Origin of the sequence: Antarctobacter albus (genome assembly GCF_900101505.1) — a bacterium.
Lineage (GTDB): Bacteria > Pseudomonadota > Alphaproteobacteria > Rhodobacterales > Rhodobacteraceae > Antarctobacter > Antarctobacter albus.
The window spans coordinates 1-15,213 of sequence record NZ_FMZI01000015.1; the positions used below are offsets into that span (position 1 = coordinate 1).

Below are 15,213 nucleotides of genomic sequence, written 5' to 3' on the forward strand. Positions count from 1 at the left end.
CGAGAAGACCTATTTCTCGGACTACAAGGGCTATTACTTCTCCGGCGACGGCTGCCGCCGCGACGCCGATGGCGATTACTGGATCACCGGCCGGGTCGACGACGTGATCAACGTCTCGGGGCACCGGATGGGCACCGCCGAGGTGGAATCGGCGCTGGTCGCGCATGAAAAGGTCGCCGAGGCGGCGGTCGTCGGCTACCCGCACGAGATCAAGGGCCAGGGCATCTACTGCTACGTCACCCTGATGAACGGCGTCGAGCCGACCGAGGAGCTGCGCAAGGAGCTGCGCACCTGGGTCCGCACGGAAATCGGCCCCATCGCCTCGCCCGACCTGATCCAGTGGGCCCCGGGCCTGCCCAAGACCCGCTCCGGCAAGATCATGCGCCGCATCCTGCGCAAGATCGCCGAGAACGACTACGGCGCCCTCGGCGACACCTCCACCCTCGCCGACCCTTCCGTCGTCGACGACCTCATCGAAAATCGTATGAACAAGTGATCGCGCACGCCCCGGCCGCGGGGCGTCCCGACACCAGAAGCCGCCGGGACATCCCGGCGGCTTTTTCCTTTGCCGAGGCAGGTCAGGCCAGCAGCGCCTCGAAGGCCTCGAGGTGGTTGGCCGAGCCGGCCAGCAGGTTCTCGTAGACATCGGCCAGGGCCGTTCCCTCGGCCACTTCGATGGCGGCGGCGATATCGTCCATGTCCTTGGTCTCGATGGCGGCGCCCACCTCCAGCGCGTCGGTCACGGACAGGGACCCCGTGGCGATCATCTCGTCGTAGAGCGCCTGCAGTTCCGCGTCCTCGAAGGCGCCCGGCTGGTTGAAGACGAACTGATCCGTGTCGAGGCCCAATGCCTCGGCCTGGGCGATCAGGGCATCGAAATGCCGGTCTTCGGAGGTAGCGATATTGTCAAAGATCTTCAGGCCATACATCTCGTAGAAGGCCTCGTAGACATCGCCCGCCAGCTTTTCCTCCTCGATCATGTAGATCAGTTCGGCCAGGACCTCATCGCTATAGGTGACTTCGGTCACGACGGTGGCATCACCGCCCTGCATACCCCCGTCCTGGCCGCCTTGCGATCCGCCCGCGCCAAAGCGAGCCTGGGTCCCGCCGAATTTCCACTGTGCTTGTTTCATGCTGGTAGCCTCAACGTATCTGGTCTTGCGCGTCCACTTCACATATTGTTGTCGGAATGTGTTTTGAAAAGTTTAAAATCCCCACACGTTTGCGCAAATTCGCCGAAAACCGCCGAAACCCGGCAATTGCCCGCCAATGCCTTTCCATGAGCGGATTCTCTTCTCAATTCGACCAAACCCGCTGCGCGGAAACACCGGCGGTGCTACCCTTCTTGTGGTGGGGGCGCTCTGAAAACGGAGCAGCCTAATGCAAGTCACTGCAACACCTCTGCTGACGGCGCCGCAGGTCACGGGCCATCCGCAGGGGCTGCCCGATGTCCCGCGCGATCCCGCGAGCGAGACCCGGGTAAAACCCATTGCCGACGCCCGCGACCCGGAGGCCGGTCTGCGCGAAGGGCAGGCACCGGCCAAGTTCTGGCGTGCCGTCAACGGTGAGCCTGACCCCGACGCCAACACCGCGCCGCCCTCGATCATGCAAATCGCCATCAGCCGCATGCTGGAGGAACAGGCCCCGCCCACCACGGTCGCCGATGCCGCCGAAAGTGCCGCGGACACCGGCGCGGACCCGGGGGAATCACGCTCCGACGAGCAGGCCGCCCGCACAGCCGGTCCGGCTGACGGACAGCGCGACTGATCCCCCCTCCGGGCATGCCGGCCCGGCAATGCCGCGTGGCAGGGCGAAACCGAGCGGCAATCCTGCGCGGCATCGCTTTTCACCGCCCGCGCCATACCCTATAAGCGCGCTGAGCCCGCCGATGTGATCGGTAACGGGCAGGTGGACATGGCGAGGATGGCATGAGCGAGAACAAGTCCGATGCGGATGTGGCCTTTATCAAGGCCCTGGCGGAACTCCTGCAGGATAACGACCTGACAGAGCTGGAGGTCATGCGCGAATACGGTGACGACGACAGCCTGCAAGTGCGCATCAGCCGAGCCACGACAGTGGCCGCACCGGCCCCCGTTGCCGCCCCTGCCCCGGTCGCCGCCGCCCCCGCACCGGCCGCTGCGGCGCCCGCTGCCTCGGCAGAGGTGATGCCCGAAGATCCCGCCGCCCATCCCGGCGCTGTGACCTCGCCGATGGTCGGCACCGTCTACATGCAGCCCGAACCGGGCGCGGATTCCTTCATCTCGGTCGGCACGACGGTCAAGGAAGGCGACACGCTGCTGATCGTCGAGGCGATGAAGACCATGAACCACATTCCCGCCCCCCGCGCAGGCACCGTCAAGCGCATCCTCGTCGAGGACGGCGCGCCCGTCGAATACGGCGCCCCGCTGGTCATCCTCGAGTAAGCGCATGACCCACAAGATCCTGATCGCCAACCGCGGCGAGATCGCGCTGCGTGTCATCCGGGCCTGCCGCGAAATGGGCATCCCCTCGGTCGCTGTGCATTCCACCGCCGATGCCGACGCCATGCACGTTCGCATGGCGGACGAGACCATCTGCATCGGCCCCGCGCCCTCGCCCGACAGTTATCTTTCGATCCCGGCCATCATCTCGGCCTGCGAGGTGACGGGCGCCACGATGATCCACCCGGGCTATGGCTTCCTGTCGGAAAACGCCCGTTTCGTGCAGATCGTCGAAGACCACGACATCACCTTCATTGGCCCCTCGGCAGAGCATATCCGCACGATGGGTGACAAGATCACTGCCAAGGAGACGGCAAAGGACCTGGGCATCCCGGTTGTGCCCGGCTCCGAGGGTGGCGTTGCCAGCGTCGAAGAAGCCAAGGAAATCGGCGCCAGCTTTGGCTATCCGGTCATCGTCAAGGCCACCGCCGGCGGTGGCGGGCGCGGCATGAAGGTTGCCCGCGACGAAGACGAGATGGCGCGCGCCTATCAGACCGCGCGGGCCGAGGCCAAGGCGGCCTTCGGCAACGACGAGGTCTATATCGAGAAATACCTGCAGCGCCCGCGCCACATCGAGATCCAGGTCTTTGGCGACGGCCAGGGCGGCGGCGTTCACCTGGGCGAACGCGACTGTTCCCTGCAGCGCCGTCACCAGAAGGTGTTCGAAGAGGCCCCCGGCCCGTCGATCAGCCCCGAGGAACGGGCCCACATCGGCGCGATCTGCGCCAATGCGGTCGCCAAGATGGGGTATCGCGGCGCCGGCACGATCGAATTCCTCTACGAGGATGGCGAGTTCTACTTCATCGAGATGAACACCCGCCTGCAGGTGGAACATCCGGTGACAGAGGGCATCTTTGGTGTCGACCTGGTGCGGGAACAGATCCTTGTCGCCGCCGGTCAACCGCTTTCCTTTACCCAGGACGACCTGCAGATCAACGGCCATGCCATCGAGGTCCGCATCAACGCCGAGAAACTGCCCGAATTTCGGCCCTCGCCGGGCACGATCTCGCATTTCCACGCGCCGGGCGGACTTGGCGTGCGGATGGACTCCGCGCTCTATGACGGCTATCGTATCCCGCCTTATTACGACAGCCTGATCGGCAAGTTGATCGTGCATGGACGTGACCGGCCTGAGGCGCTGGCGCGTCTGAACCGCGCCCTGGGTGAGCTGATCGTGGACGGGATCGACACCACCGTGCCGCTGTTCCATGCGCTCTTGCGCGAAAAGGACATCCACACCGGCGAATACAACATTCACTGGCTGGAAAAATGGCTGGAGGCCGGCGGGCTGGAATGAGCCGGGCCGCCCTGCCCCGGCCCTGCGCCGGGGCCTCCCCCCTCGACACCGCCGCCCGCACACGGACTGCGGGACGGCGGGTCGCATGGCGGGCCACGTCACGACAGGCGACTATCCCGCCGTCATGAGTGTCACCCCCGAACTTCTCCTGCAGGCCTACCGCACCGGAATCTTTCCGATGGCCGAACGGCGCGACGATCCGGATATCTTCTGGGTCGATCCGCGGCGGCGTGGCGTGCTGCCGCTGGAGGGGTTCCGGGTCTCGCGCAGCTTGGCGAAACGCCTGCGGCGCGACGACTACCAGGTGACGCTGAATGCCGATTTCTCGGGTGTGATCGACGGCTGTGCCGACCGCGAAGAAACCTGGATCAACTCCGAGATCCGCGATCTCTACCACGCGCTTTTCGCGCAGGGGCACGCACATTCGCTGGAAGTCTGGATGGAAGGCGCGCTGGTGGGCGGGGTCTACGGCGTGACGGTGGGCGCGGCCTATTGCGGCGAGTCGATGTTCTCGCGCCGCACGGATGCCTCCAAGATCGCGCTGGCCTGGCTGGTGGACCTGTTGAGGCGCACGGGATTCGTCCTGTTCGATACCCAGTTCCTGACCCCGCACCTGGCCAGCCTGGGCGGGATCGAGATCACGCGGCACGCCTATCGCATGCAACTGTCCGAGGCGCTGAAACGGCCCGCCGACCTCCGGTCGCAGCCGCTGGCCGGCTCTGGCGCCGAGGTGGTGGCCCACCTCCGGCCCTCCGGCTGACCCCGACCCGATCCCGGCGCACGCACCAGATGGTCCAGCGATGGCTCAGAGGATGCGCGGAATTACTCAGGCAGGGTGCAGCGCATGACCCAGACGTCATAGCGCGCGTGGTCCATCGCGTTCAGCGCCGGGGACGAGGCGATCATCCAGCCCGAAAAGAGCGGTTTTGCCACGCCCGCCTCGCGGATGGTCAGAAAGGCATAGGCATCACCCGAGGGGTCGTCCTGCGGGTAACGACATTCCTTTAGCGCGATTTCGATCAGGCCAAGGACGGTGGCCTCGCCGTTCTGCAGGGTAATGTCGCTGACCTTGGCATTCAGCTTGTCCAGCCCGCGCAACACCGCGCCGGTCCCTGTCTCCGTCTGCTCCTGCGCCAGGGCGGGTGCAGTGAGCGCAAGCATCACGGCCAACGCGCGGGCGATCATTGCTGATCGCCTTCCCCACCGATGTAACGCATCAGCATGGTCAGCAGGCTGACAGAGCCCTGGGTATCCAGGATCTCATCCCCCGGCTGGTAGTTGTCCAGTCCGCCGCCGGGCGAAATCTCGACGAAGTTGCCGCCCAGCAGCCCTTCCGAGGCGATCGCGATCACGCTGAGATGGGGCACCAGGACATGGTCGTCGATCACCACGGTCGTGTCGGCGCGATAGCTCTGAGGGTTCAGCTCGATCCCCGTGACGGTGCCGACCTTGACACCCGCAAGGCGTACGTCAGTGCCGACACTGATGCCCTCGACCGAACGGAAGGAGGCGCTCAGCTCATACCCCTGCGAGCCAAGGGCGAAACCGGTGCTTTGAACGGTGTAGGCGCCAAAGGCCAGCGCCGCCGCCAGAACGGCGCCGCCCACGACCACTTCGGCCACGGAATGGGTCATTCGGGCGACCAGGCCTCGTAATCGCGACGCTCTGCCGGGGCCTCGCGCCGGATGCTGCCCGCGGGCGCATAGGCCAGCGCGGTGCCGGTCAGGTTCTCGCTGTGCGGCTTTTCCCAGGTCTTGTGGGGCAGCGGCTTGTCGGTGGGCGGCTCGTCGAAGGTGTAGTGCAGCCAGCCATGCCAATCGGGGCTGACGCGGCTTGCCTCGGCTTCGCCATTGAAGATCACCCAGCGCTTCTTGCCGTCACGGGTCCGGTAAAAGCTGTTGCCCTGCTCATCCTCGCCGACCTTCACGCCCTTGCGGCTGGTGTAGATCAGGGTGTTGAGCGTGGCGCCGTTCCACCAGGTCACGGCGCGCAGAAGGGTGTTGAGAATGCCCATGAACGACTCCTGTATTCTGATGCCTCTTATGGCGAATTCACGGCACGGGGTCCAGTGCCCGCCATGACGCAGGCGCGCCGTTTACCGCCTGTGGCGAATTTGCTGGGCCGGTGAGAATGGTGAACATATTGTTAACACAAAGCCGCGTCAGTCTGGAGGCACCCCAGAACAATGAACAACGGGCGAGCAGCAATGGACAAGGTGACAGTCGCGGCACGATGCCGGGGGGTGGACGTGCCCGCCTCGCCCTTTCTGACGGAAACCCGCGTGCGCCGGATGTCCGAGGGCCGCTACGAAGGCGACGAGGTCGCAGGCGCCCTGGCGGTGGTGCGGCCCGGCGACAGGGTGTTGGAACTGGGGGCGGGACTGGGCGTGGTGAGCGCCGTGATCGCGCGGAATGCCGCGCCCGCTGCCGTGCTGAGCTTTGAGGCAAACCCGGCGCTTGTGCCCCACATCCGCGCGCTGCACGCGCTGAATGGCCTTGAGGACCGGATCGAGTTGCGCAACCAGATCCTGATGTGTGGTCCGGACCGGCCGGAAACCCGCACCTTCTACCTGCGCAACTCCTTCCTCGGCTCGTCCCTGGTGGACGCGGACAACCGGCAGACGCGCCCGGTCGAGGTGCCGACCGCCGCGCTGGACGAGGTACTGCGTGAGTTTCGCCCCGACGTGCTGATCATGGATATCGAGGGCGGCGAGCTGGAATTCCTGGAACACGCCCGGCTGCATGGAATCCGCGCGGTGGTGATCGAATTTCATCCCGGCGTCTATGGCAAGGACGGCGCCAAGACCTGCAAGGACCGGCTGCGCGCGCTGGGGTTTCAGAAGGACGAAAAACTTTCGACCCGGTTCGTCTGGACCTGCACGCGCAATATCGTACGGATGGAACCGCCCAGCCCCGTCGGCGGCTGGTCCTGCCAGATCGCACGGCTGAAACACCCGGTGGTGGTGCCGCCGGCGCATCGGTCGCATATCCAGCCGTCCGGCGTGCTGACAGGCGCGGGACAGGTGGTGCCGCATGCCGCGACCTGGCGCAACGCACGCCTGCTGACACCGCCCCCTGCGCGGCCCGCTCAGGCAGAGCGCCTGCCGGGACGCTGGCTTTGGGGCGGGGTGCTGTGGCGCTATTTTCCGCATTTCGTGACAGAGAGCGTCACCCGGCTCTGGGCGCTGGAACATATCGACCAGTCGGGGTTTGACGGTATCCTGTTCGCCCCGAAAAACCCGGGCGTCACCGATCCGCCGCCCGCGTTTCATCGCGAGTTCCTGGACCTGATGGGATGTGGCCTGCCGATCCGCGAAGCGCGGGTTCCTTGTGTGCCGGACGAACTGATCGTGCCGGGACAGGGCTTTGGCCTGGGCGACATCAGCCGAGGCACGGATCGGTTCATCGAGACGATTGCGCTGCGCTTTGCTCGGGACGTGGCGCCGGAAGGGCCTTCGAGGCTGTATATCAGCCGGTCGCGGCTGGGGGCCGGACGCGGGTCTCTCCTGGGGGAGGCGCAGCTCGAGGCACGGCTGGCCGAAGAAGGCTACGAGATCTTCCACCCGCAGGCGCATTCCCTGGCCGAACAGGTGGCCCGGTACAAGGCGGCGAAACAGATCGTGGCGGCAGAAGGCTCGGCCTTGCATTTCCTGGCCTTCGTGGCGCGGCCCGATCAGCAGGTGGCGATGATCCTGCGGCGGCGGTCAGGGGCGACACGACACATCTCTACGCACCTGGAAAGCTTTTCAGGCCGCGCGCCGCTCTGGATAGAGACGCTGCGACGGGCCTGGATGCCCGAGGGCGAGGTACGCAAGCGACTGGCAGTTGGAGAGCCGGACTTCGCCGCCGTGCAGGCCGCGCTCATCGCAAACGGCTTTGTCGCGCCCGGCCCTCGCTGGGAGCAGCCGGACGAGGCCGAGATGCGGGCCGAACTGGGCAGCGGTTATACCCTCATGGAGGATGACGCGAGGCTGGCGGGCTGAGCCGGGAACACCTCCCCGGCCCTGAATGACCTAACGGGCAAGCGTCGTCAGTTCGATCTCGATCCGGTACTTCGGGTCGATCAGCGCGCATTCCACCATCGTGGCGGCGGGCGGGTTGTCCCCAAAGGCCTCGCGCAGGATTGGCCAGCAGGGTTCGAACTCGTGCCGATCCGGCAGGTAGTAGGTGACACGCACCGCGTCCGCGAGGCTGCTGCCCGCCTTTTCCAGCGCCTGCGAAATCGTGGCAAGTGCGGCGCGGCACTGGTCCTCGACCGTGTCGCCCTGCCCCACCGTGCCGGCCACATGGACAAATCCGCCCGCGACGACGGCGCGGCTATAGCCGATCTTTTCCTCGAAAGGACTGCCCGAGGAGATGCGTGTGATAGTCATTGTCTGGTTCCCTGAACAAAGGAAAGGCGGGGTAAAACCCCGCCCTACGCTTGTGGTTTGCCTCGCGGAGTTCAGCCCGCGGAGGCGCCTTCTTTTTTCTGGTCGGCGTAGATCATCAGCGGCTTGGCCTCGGATGTCACCGATTCCTCGTTCACGACGACCTCTGTCACCTCTTCCATGCCCGGCAGTTCGAACATGGTGTCCAAAAGGATCCCTTCGAGGATCGAGCGCAACCCGCGCGCACCGGTCTTGCGCTCGATCGCCTTCTTGGCGATGGCCGAAAGCGCATCATCGGTGAAGTCGAGCTTGGTGTCCTCCATCTCGAACAGGCGCTGGTACTGCTTGACCAGGGCGTTCTTGGGCTGGGTCAGGATGGTGACAAGCGCATCCTCGTCCAGATCCTCGAGCGTGGCGATGACGGGCAGACGGCCTACGAATTCCGGGATCAGGCCGAATTTCAGCAGGTCCTCGGGTTCGAGGTCCTTGAAAACCTCACCCACGCCGCGATCGTCATTGTCGCGCACGTCGGCGCCAAAGCCCATCGCCGACCCTTTGCCCCGCTGGGCGATGATCCGGTCGAGACCGGCAAAGGCGCCACCGCAGATGAAGAGGATATTCGTCGTGTCCACCTGCAGGAATTCCTGCTGCGGATGCTTGCGCCCGCCCTGTGGCGGCACGGAGGCGACGGTGCCTTCCATCAGTTTCAGCAGCGCCTGCTGCACGCCCTCGCCCGACACGTCGCGGGTGATCGAGGGGTTTTCCGACTTGCGGGTGATCTTGTCGACCTCGTCGATGTAGACGATGCCGCGCTGCGCGCGTTCGACGTTGTATTCCGACGCCTGCAACAGCTTGAGAATGATGTTCTCGACATCCTCACCCACGTAACCGGCCTCGGTCAGCGTGGTGGCATCGGCCATCGTGAAAGGCACATCGAGAATACGCGCCAGCGTCTGAGCCAACAACGTCTTGCCGCAGCCGGTGGGACCGATCAGCAGGATGTTGGATTTCGCCAGCTCGATATCCGAGGATTTCTGAGCGTGGTTCAGACGCTTGTAGTGGTTGTGAACCGCGACGGAGAGCACGCGTTTCGCGGTGGCCTGGCCGATGACGTAATCGTCCAGCACCTCGCAGATCTCGCGCGGGGTCGGCACGCCCTCGGAGGACTTCAGCCCGGCCCCCTTGGTCTCCTCGCGGATGATGTCCATGCACAGTTCGACGCATTCATCGCAGATGAATACGGTGGGGCCTGCAATCAGCTTGCGGACTTCATGCTGGCTCTTGCCGCAGAAGCTGCAATAGAGCGTGTTCTTGCTATCGCCGCCTGAATTCGTTGCCATCAGTCGCACCTTTCCCGGTTTATCCCGGTTTCCTGCTTCGCCGGCGACCGGCCCTTGCGCCCCCACAACGCCGCCTGCTGCCAGTGTTCGGACAGCTTAGGCCACGTGGTCGGGCGCGACAATCCGAAAATTCGCCCCGGCCCGCCCAGCGGACCGGGGCGCTTAATCAGGCGTCGCCGCCGCTTTCGCCGTCGACCACGCGTGAGGTCACGATCTCGTCGATCAGCCCCCACTCCTTGGCCCGCTCGGCATCCATGAAGTTGTCGCGCTCCAGCGCGCTTTCGACCGCCTCGTAGGTCTGGCCGGTGTGTTTCACGTAGATCTCGTTCAGCCGCCGTTTCAGTTTCAGCGTCTCTTCGGCGTGAATCATGATGTCGGTTGCCTGGCCCTGGTAGCCGCCCGAGGGCTGGTGGACCATAATGCGGCTGTTGGGCAGCGAGAAACGCATGTCCTTGGCGCCGGCGGTCAGCAGCAGCGAGCCCATCGAAGCGGCCTGGCCGATGACCAGGGTCGAGACCTTGGGCTTGATGTACTGCATGGTGTCGTAGATCGACAGGCCCGAGGTGACGACACCGCCAGGGCTGTTGATGTACATCGAGATTTCCTTGGACGGGTTTTCCGCCTCGAGGTGCAGCAACTGCGCCACGATCAGCGACGACATGCCGTCGTGGACCGGCCCGTTCACGAAGATGATCCGCTCCTTCAGCAGGCGCGAGAAGATGTCATAGGCCCGTTCCCCGCGGCTGGTCTGTTCGACCACCATGGGGACGAGGTTCATGTAGGTCTCGATCGGATCGTTCATATGTGCCTGCCTGAAGATGCTTTGTTGGACGGTGGTAACGCGTGAAGGTTACCTGAGTCTTAGTATCGCCCTTGGGGGGCTGCAAGGGGCGCCGGGGAAAACGCGTCCGGCCACATGACCGGGCCTTGAAACCCGTCCGCCCCTGCTAGCTATGGGATCATGTCCGCCACGCCCCCCTTCCCTCCCACTCATGCCGCCGCGCTAGCGGCACTGCACCGCTTCGTGCCCGAGGCCGGCGCGCGCTATGCCACGCGACGAATTTTCGACCTCGGCCCGGGGCGGCACCACGCGGTGTCACAGCTTTCGCCCTACCTCCGACACCGCGTCCTGACGGAAGAAGAGGTTCTGCACGCGGTCCTTGCGCGACATTCCCAGGAAACGGCGGACAAATTCATCCAGGAAGTGTTCTGGCGGACGTACTGGAAGGGGTGGCTGGAACTGCGGCCCTCCATCTGGCAGAGCTACCGGTCGCAACTTTTGCGCCAGATCGACCGGGTGCAAAGCGAAGGCGGCCTGCGGCAACGCTGGCAGGCGGCCTGTACCGGTGAAACGGGCCTCGACTGTTTCGACACCTGGGCGCAGGAACTGGGCCGGACCGGTTATCTGCACAACCACGCCCGGATGTGGTTTGCCTCGATCTGGATTTTCACCCTGCAATTGCCCTGGGAACTGGGTGCGGATTTCTTCCTGCGACATCTTCTGGACGGCGATCCCGCCTCGAACACGCTGAGCTGGCGATGGGTGGCCGGGCTACAGACGCGCGGCAAGGCCTATGTGGCACAGCCCGACAATATCGCCCGCTTCACCGAAGGCCGGTTCACCCCCGCTCATGATGAATTGAACACGGCCGCCGCGCCACTGGATGGCCCGCCCCCGCCGCCGCCTCTGTCGCCGCCTGCAGGCGGGCGGATGGAGGCAGACCTGCCGACACTCTTCGTGCTGCACGAGGATGACCTGTCGCCCGGCTGGCTGCTGGACCAGGGCCTGCGCCCGGCAGGAACGGCTCTGCTGACCTCGGGCGCGCGGCTCAGCCCGTTGGATCCGGCGCCGCAGGTCACGCGGTTCCGCGCCGATCTGGTGCAGGAGACGGCGGATCGCTGGCAGGCGCAGCTTGGCCCCACCCGGCCCGCGCGGACCGCAGGGGATATTGCCGCGATGGCCGCGGAACTGGGCGCCGAACAGATCGTCACCGCCTATGCGCCGACAGGTCCGGTGGCCGAGATCCTGCAGGAGCTGGACAACGTGGTGCAGTTGTTGCGCCCCTACGATGCGCGGGCCTGGCCCCATGCCAGGGCGGGCTTCTTCAAGTTCCGCAAGTCCATCCCCTCACTGCTGGCGGCCCTGGACCTCCCCGCCTGACGCTCAGTGACCGATCCTTTGCACGCCGGAACAGATATGCGCGGCGCATTCCATCTCAAGCGTGACATGGGTCAGGCCATGCGCCTCCTCCAGCCGGGCTTTCACGGTTTGCTTGATCGTATCCGCCCGCCCCCAGGCGCCGGTTTCGATCACCATGTGGGCCTGCAGGGCGGTCTGGTGTTCATCCATCTGCCACAGATGCGCATGGTGCAACCCGGCGACGCCCTCCACCGCCTCGGCGGTGGCCAGCACGCTTTCCGGCGCCAGTCGCGGCGGGCTGCCCAGCATCAGGATACGGATGACGCCGCCGATCTCGCTCCAGGCCATCCAGAGGATGTAGCCCGCGATCAGCAGCGTGATCGCCGGATCCACCCAGACCCAGCCAAAGGCCCAGATCAACACCCCGGCCAGGATCACGGCCAATGATCCCATCGCATCGGCAATGTTGTGCAGAAAGGCGGCGCGGATGTTCACGCTGGTCTTGGACATGGTGTAGGTCAGCGCGGCGGTTGCAAGGTCGATCACCAGCGCCACGGCCGCGATGACGATGACCAGCCAGCCGATCACCTCCTGCGGGTCGAAGAACCGCAGGACCGCCTCGTAGACCAGGTACATCCCGATCACGATCAGCGTCGTGAGGTTGATCAGTGCCGCCACGACCTCGGCCCGGCCATAGCCGAAGGTCATGTCGGAATCCGCCGGCCGGCGCGCGATGCGCCGGGCCAGGGCCGCAATCAGCAGGCTGGCCGCGTCCGAGAAATTGTGCAGCGCATCGGCGATCATCGCCAGCGAGCCGGACAGGACACCGCCGACGACCTGCGCCAGGGTCAGCAACAGGTTCACGCCGACGGCCGCAGCCATGCGGGCATCGCCCGCCTCGGGATCGACATGGTGGTGATGATGGTGATGTCCGTGGGGCATGGTCAGAACAAGCGCGCTTTGCCGCGAAAGGTCAACCGGCGCGCCGCGCGCCGGGACCGGCGAGCACAGCGGCAGGACGTCGCGCACCGCCCGCCAGCAGGCCCGCGCCCTGTGTTTCTTTGGGCTTCAAATACCTCTGGGGGCCCGGGGGCAAAGCCCCCGGCGGATCGCCGCGCCGCAAGGCGCGGCGATCCGAACTGTCATATCCTCACAGGATCAACCGAACATGTCCGAGGTGATCCCGGCGTACCAGCCGATGCTTTCCTCATAGGTCGCCTTGCGCATGGCCGCGTCCTCACCCGTCTGGCTGACAAAGCTGGACACGCTGGCGATCTTCTCGTCGGTCGCCTCGTAGGCCGCGCCGACCTTGATGCCGTCGTCCGTCGAGATCAAAGACCAGCAGGTGTTCGAGTATTTGGCCGGGAAAACGCGGCTGCCGGTCAGCGCGCCACGCACCGCCATCGCCGCGACTTTGGCCTGCGAATTGGCGGAGAAGCCGGATTTCGGCATGTCACCCTGGTTGGTGGCGTCGCCAAGGATGTAGACGTTCTCATCCATGCGGGAAACCATCGAATGGCCGTCCACTGGCGCCCAGTTGCCCTCGGTCAGCCCGGCGGCGGCACAGATCGTGCCCGCCTTCTGCGCCGGGATGACGTTGCAGACATCCGCCTTGACCACCTCGCCGTCGATGTCGACCTCCATCGTGTCCGGGTTCACAGAGACGTTGCCGCCGCCAAAGTCCGGGCCGATGCGTTCGATCATGCCACCGTAGTGCTTTTGCCAGCCTTCCTCGAACAGTGCCTGTTTCGAGAATTTGGCCTTGGGGTCGGCGATGAGGATCTTGGCCGTCGGGTTCCGCTCTTTCAGCACATGGGCCACCATCGAGATCCGCTCATAGGGGCCCGGCGGGCAGCGGTAGGGGTTGGGCGGCGCGACCATGACATAGGTGCCACCCTCGGGCATGGATTCGATCTGTGCCTTCAGGAGGGCGGTCTGCGTCCCTGCCTTGTAGGCATGCGGCATGGCGGTCTGCGCCGACAGGTCCCAGCCCGGCACCGCCCCATCGACGAAGTCGATGCCGGGAGAGATCACCAGCCGGTCGTAAGGCACGCTGCCGCCACCGGCCAGCGACACGGTCTTTGCATCCCGGTCGACGCCCACCGCCCAGTCGTGCACCACGTTGATCCCGTAGTCCGCGGCCAGCGTGCCGTAGTCATGGGCGATGGATTGCAGGTCGCGGAACCCCCCGATGTAGAGGTTGGAAAAGAAGCAGGTGTAATAGGTGCGCGTGGGTTCGATCAGGGTCACGTTGATTTCGCCCTGGCTGTCCTTGGCGATATAACGCGCGGCGGTGGCACCACCGGCGCCGCCGCCGATCACCACGACGCGCGGCATGCCGTGACCGGCCGCCTGCACCATCGGTGCCGAAAGCGAGGCCGCTGCCGCGGCAGTTCCCAGAAAAGTGCGTCTGTTCAAAGTCATGTCCGTCTCCTCATTGTTGGACAATCTCTTTTATTGGCGCGCAGCCCCTCCCCTTTTTGCTCCCAGAAAGTGCGCGCGCGGGTCTCTCCCTCAAACGACGAACCCCGCGCGGCCAGTGAGGCCGGCGCGGGGCGCATCGGGTAAAGGAAAGGTCTTTGGGGCGCGTTGGCCCGGCGGGATCAACTCGGCAGGAGGCCGAAGAACGCCGCCAGCGCCAGGAGCGCGCCCAGCATCAGGATACGAAGAGCAAAGGACATCCGCATGAGAAACACCATCCACTTGGCACGGGGCCATGCGGGCCCTGGCCTGAACAACGGGCGCGGTGGTGAAATGCGCACCTCCGCGGCAGGACGTTCCGTCCTGCACCGCCACTCTTGCCTGTGGAATGCCTTCGCTCAATTGCGGAATACCCGACCCTCCCGTGGTCAACCTGCGATCATTCTATGGTTGCGAAGTAGGCAGCCAGCGCCGCGATCTCCTCATCGCTGAGTCTCCCGGCCATCATCTGCATAACCGGGTGCGGACGCAACTTGCGCTTGTACGCATGCATGGCGATGACGAAATCTTCTTCCGGCCATTTCACGATCGAGGGGATGCCCTCATCCGAGCCATCCCGCTTGTGGCAGGTCAGGCATTCCGAAGCCAGGTATTCGCCATAGGCCACATCGCCCACGATCGCCAGGATCTCGGGCGGCAGTTCGACCTCGCGCGCCACGGCAGTCGGCGCGGATTCCGGGATGTCCTGCGGGTTCGCGCTAAAGGCGCGCAGGTAGGCCAGGACATCATGCCGGTCCTGTTCGTCCCTCATGCCCCGGTAGGACATGCGCGTGCCCGAAATCAGCACGCGTGGGTTCTGGATGTAGGCATCGAGCGTTTCGTATTCCCACGTCAGACCGTCGCCGTGGGCGCGTTCCATCGACTTGGAATAATCGAACCCCTCGAGGCTGCCCGCCCGACGTCCGAAGATGCCGTTGAGATGCGGGCCGATGCGGTTCTTTGCGCCGGGGCCGATCTGGTGGCACCCGATGCATTGACGAAACAGGTCTTCCCCGCGCTCGGCATCGCCGATGAGCTGGGCCTCCTCCTCTGCGGTTGCTGGCCCCACGAGGGGGGCCAGCGCGACGAGGGCCGTTATAATCAGCCTCTTCATCATGTCATGCGTC

17 protein-coding genes are annotated in these 15,213 nt (G+C 65.1%); 7 read left to right on the forward strand and 10 right to left on the reverse strand.

Annotated elements, in window-relative coordinates; translation table 11 throughout:
• The coding region (locus tag BLQ71_RS20955) for an AMP-binding enzyme (RefSeq protein ID WP_139168481.1) at positions 1 to 496 on the forward strand (496 nt) is incomplete at its 5' end.
• Positions 497 to 578: 82 nt separating this feature from the next.
• On the opposite strand, the gene BLQ71_RS20960 is transcribed toward BLQ71_RS20955, so the two are convergent.
• Positions 579 to 1,133: a DUF2202 domain-containing protein gene (locus BLQ71_RS20960; protein WP_083342326.1), complete on the reverse strand. Its 555-nt coding sequence runs from the start codon at positions 1,131 to 1,133 to the stop codon at positions 579 to 581.
• A gap of 247 nt (positions 1,134 to 1,380) precedes the next feature.
• Between BLQ71_RS20960 and BLQ71_RS20965 the strand changes: the two genes are divergently transcribed.
• From BLQ71_RS20965 to aat, 4 genes are all read left to right on the forward strand, one after another.
• Positions 1,381 to 1,767 carry a hypothetical protein gene (locus tag BLQ71_RS20965; protein WP_074623129.1) on the forward strand — a complete coding sequence of 129 codons (387 nt, stop codon included), beginning with the start codon at positions 1,381 to 1,383 and terminating at the stop codon, positions 1,765 to 1,767.
• A 161-nt stretch (positions 1,768 to 1,928) separates the two neighbouring features.
• Complete coding sequence (gene accB / locus BLQ71_RS20970) at positions 1,929 to 2,423, forward strand: acetyl-CoA carboxylase biotin carboxyl carrier protein (RefSeq protein WP_043144562.1); 495 nt, start codon at positions 1,929 to 1,931, stop codon at positions 2,421 to 2,423.
• Positions 2,424 to 2,427: 4 nt separating this feature from the next.
• Positions 2,428 to 3,777, forward strand: coding sequence for an acetyl-CoA carboxylase biotin carboxylase subunit (gene accC, locus BLQ71_RS20975; RefSeq protein WP_043144563.1), 1,350 nt, complete (start codon positions 2,428 to 2,430; stop codon positions 3,775 to 3,777).
• Positions 3,778 to 3,901: 124 nt separating this feature from the next.
• Complete coding sequence (gene aat / locus BLQ71_RS20980; RefSeq protein ID WP_074623185.1) at positions 3,902 to 4,537, forward strand: leucyl/phenylalanyl-tRNA--protein transferase; 636 nt, start codon at positions 3,902 to 3,904, stop codon at positions 4,535 to 4,537.
• Between the two features lie 62 nt (positions 4,538 to 4,599).
• Here aat and BLQ71_RS20985 read toward each other — a convergent pair whose 3' ends face one another.
• The 3 genes from BLQ71_RS20985 to BLQ71_RS20995 are packed head-to-tail and all read right to left on the reverse strand — an operon-like array spanning position 4,600 to position 5,791.
• Positions 4,600 to 4,962, reverse strand: coding sequence for a DUF2155 domain-containing protein (locus BLQ71_RS20985; RefSeq protein WP_043144564.1), 363 nt, complete (start codon positions 4,960 to 4,962; stop codon positions 4,600 to 4,602).
• Entirely contained in the window at positions 4,959 to 5,411 is a 453-nt protein-coding gene (mlaD, locus tag BLQ71_RS20990) for an outer membrane lipid asymmetry maintenance protein MlaD (RefSeq protein ID WP_043144565.1), read from the reverse strand. Before mlaD ends, BLQ71_RS20985 begins: the two co-directional genes overlap by 4 nt.
• Positions 5,408 to 5,791, reverse strand: a complete 384-nt coding sequence (locus tag BLQ71_RS20995) for an NADH:ubiquinone oxidoreductase subunit NDUFA12 (RefSeq protein WP_043144566.1) — start codon at positions 5,789 to 5,791, stop codon at positions 5,408 to 5,410. The genes mlaD and BLQ71_RS20995 overlap by 4 nt, the downstream gene beginning before the upstream one ends.
• Positions 5,792 to 5,983: 192 nt before the next feature.
• Between BLQ71_RS20995 and BLQ71_RS21000 the strand changes: the two genes are divergently transcribed.
• Positions 5,984 to 7,759 carry an FkbM family methyltransferase gene (locus tag BLQ71_RS21000; protein ID WP_074623130.1) on the forward strand — a complete coding sequence of 592 codons (1,776 nt, stop codon included), beginning with the start codon at positions 5,984 to 5,986 and terminating at the stop codon, positions 7,757 to 7,759.
• A 30-nt stretch (positions 7,760 to 7,789) separates the two neighbouring features.
• Here BLQ71_RS21000 and BLQ71_RS21005 read toward each other — a convergent pair whose 3' ends face one another.
• The 3 genes from BLQ71_RS21005 to BLQ71_RS21015 all read right to left on the reverse strand — a co-directional run bounded on the left by BLQ71_RS21005 (position 7,790) and on the right by BLQ71_RS21015 (position 10,288).
• On the reverse strand, positions 7,790 to 8,149 hold the full coding sequence (locus tag BLQ71_RS21005; RefSeq protein ID WP_043144569.1) for a RidA family protein: 360 nt from the start codon (positions 8,147 to 8,149) through the stop codon (positions 7,790 to 7,792).
• A gap of 71 nt (positions 8,150 to 8,220) precedes the next feature.
• Positions 8,221 to 9,486 (reverse strand): ATP-dependent Clp protease ATP-binding subunit ClpX, encoded by a 1,266-nt coding sequence (gene clpX / locus BLQ71_RS21010; protein ID WP_043144570.1) that lies wholly within the window; start codon positions 9,484 to 9,486, stop codon positions 8,221 to 8,223.
• A 166-nt stretch (positions 9,487 to 9,652) separates the two neighbouring features.
• Positions 9,653 to 10,288, reverse strand: a complete 636-nt coding sequence (locus BLQ71_RS21015) for an ATP-dependent Clp protease proteolytic subunit (protein WP_043144571.1) — start codon at positions 10,286 to 10,288, stop codon at positions 9,653 to 9,655.
• 159 nt (positions 10,289 to 10,447) lie between these two features.
• On the opposite strand from BLQ71_RS21015, the gene BLQ71_RS21020 reads away from it, so the two are divergent.
• On the forward strand, positions 10,448 to 11,647 hold the full coding sequence (locus BLQ71_RS21020) for an FAD-binding domain-containing protein (RefSeq protein ID WP_074623131.1): 1,200 nt from the start codon (positions 10,448 to 10,450) through the stop codon (positions 11,645 to 11,647).
• A 3-nt stretch (positions 11,648 to 11,650) separates the two neighbouring features.
• Here the strand turns inward: BLQ71_RS21020 and BLQ71_RS21025 are convergent, their stop codons facing one another.
• The 3 genes from BLQ71_RS21025 to BLQ71_RS21035 all read right to left on the reverse strand — a co-directional run bounded on the left by BLQ71_RS21025 (position 11,651) and on the right by BLQ71_RS21035 (position 15,203).
• On the reverse strand, positions 11,651 to 12,568 hold the full coding sequence (locus tag BLQ71_RS21025) for a cation diffusion facilitator family transporter (protein WP_074623186.1): 918 nt from the start codon (positions 12,566 to 12,568) through the stop codon (positions 11,651 to 11,653).
• A 216-nt stretch (positions 12,569 to 12,784) separates the two neighbouring features.
• Complete coding sequence (locus tag BLQ71_RS21030; RefSeq protein WP_069208168.1) at positions 12,785 to 14,050, reverse strand: NAD(P)/FAD-dependent oxidoreductase; 1,266 nt, start codon at positions 14,048 to 14,050, stop codon at positions 12,785 to 12,787.
• Between the two features lie 436 nt (positions 14,051 to 14,486).
• On the reverse strand, positions 14,487 to 15,203 hold the full coding sequence (locus BLQ71_RS21035) for a c-type cytochrome (RefSeq protein ID WP_074623132.1): 717 nt from the start codon (positions 15,201 to 15,203) through the stop codon (positions 14,487 to 14,489).
• Positions 15,204 to 15,213: the final 10 nt, after the last annotated feature.

Excerpts from the sequence above, each read along its gene's own strand:
- BLQ71_RS20960 (WP_083342326.1), bottom strand. The coding sequence starts at position 1,133 with ATGAAACAAGCACAGTGGAAATTCGGCGGGACCCAGGCTCGCTTTGGC.
- BLQ71_RS20965 (WP_074623129.1), top strand. The coding sequence starts at position 1,381 with ATGCAAGTCACTGCAACACCTCTGCTGACGGCGCCGCAGGTCACGGGC.
- accB (WP_043144562.1), top strand. The coding sequence starts at position 1,929 with ATGAGCGAGAACAAGTCCGATGCGGATGTGGCCTTTATCAAGGCCCTG.
- accC (WP_043144563.1), top strand. The coding sequence starts at position 2,428 with ATGACCCACAAGATCCTGATCGCCAACCGCGGCGAGATCGCGCTGCGT.
- aat (WP_074623185.1), top strand. The coding sequence starts at position 3,902 with ATGAGTGTCACCCCCGAACTTCTCCTGCAGGCCTACCGCACCGGAATC.
- BLQ71_RS20985 (WP_043144564.1), bottom strand. The coding sequence starts at position 4,962 with ATGATCGCCCGCGCGTTGGCCGTGATGCTTGCGCTCACTGCACCCGCC.
- mlaD (WP_043144565.1), bottom strand. The coding sequence starts at position 5,411 with ATGACCCATTCCGTGGCCGAAGTGGTCGTGGGCGGCGCCGTTCTGGCG.
- BLQ71_RS20995 (WP_043144566.1), bottom strand. The coding sequence starts at position 5,791 with ATGGGCATTCTCAACACCCTTCTGCGCGCCGTGACCTGGTGGAACGGC.
- BLQ71_RS21000 (WP_074623130.1), top strand. The coding sequence starts at position 5,984 with ATGGACAAGGTGACAGTCGCGGCACGATGCCGGGGGGTGGACGTGCCC.
- BLQ71_RS21005 (WP_043144569.1), bottom strand. The coding sequence starts at position 8,149 with ATGACTATCACACGCATCTCCTCGGGCAGTCCTTTCGAGGAAAAGATC.
- clpX (WP_043144570.1), bottom strand. The coding sequence starts at position 9,486 with ATGGCAACGAATTCAGGCGGCGATAGCAAGAACACGCTCTATTGCAGC.
- BLQ71_RS21015 (WP_043144571.1), bottom strand. The coding sequence starts at position 10,288 with ATGAACGATCCGATCGAGACCTACATGAACCTCGTCCCCATGGTGGTC.
- BLQ71_RS21020 (WP_074623131.1), top strand. The coding sequence starts at position 10,448 with ATGTCCGCCACGCCCCCCTTCCCTCCCACTCATGCCGCCGCGCTAGCG.
- BLQ71_RS21025 (WP_074623186.1), bottom strand. The coding sequence starts at position 12,568 with ATGCCCCACGGACATCACCATCATCACCACCATGTCGATCCCGAGGCG.
- BLQ71_RS21030 (WP_069208168.1), bottom strand. The coding sequence starts at position 14,050 with ATGACTTTGAACAGACGCACTTTTCTGGGAACTGCCGCGGCAGCGGCC.
- BLQ71_RS21035 (WP_074623132.1), bottom strand. The coding sequence starts at position 15,203 with ATGATGAAGAGGCTGATTATAACGGCCCTCGTCGCGCTGGCCCCCCTC.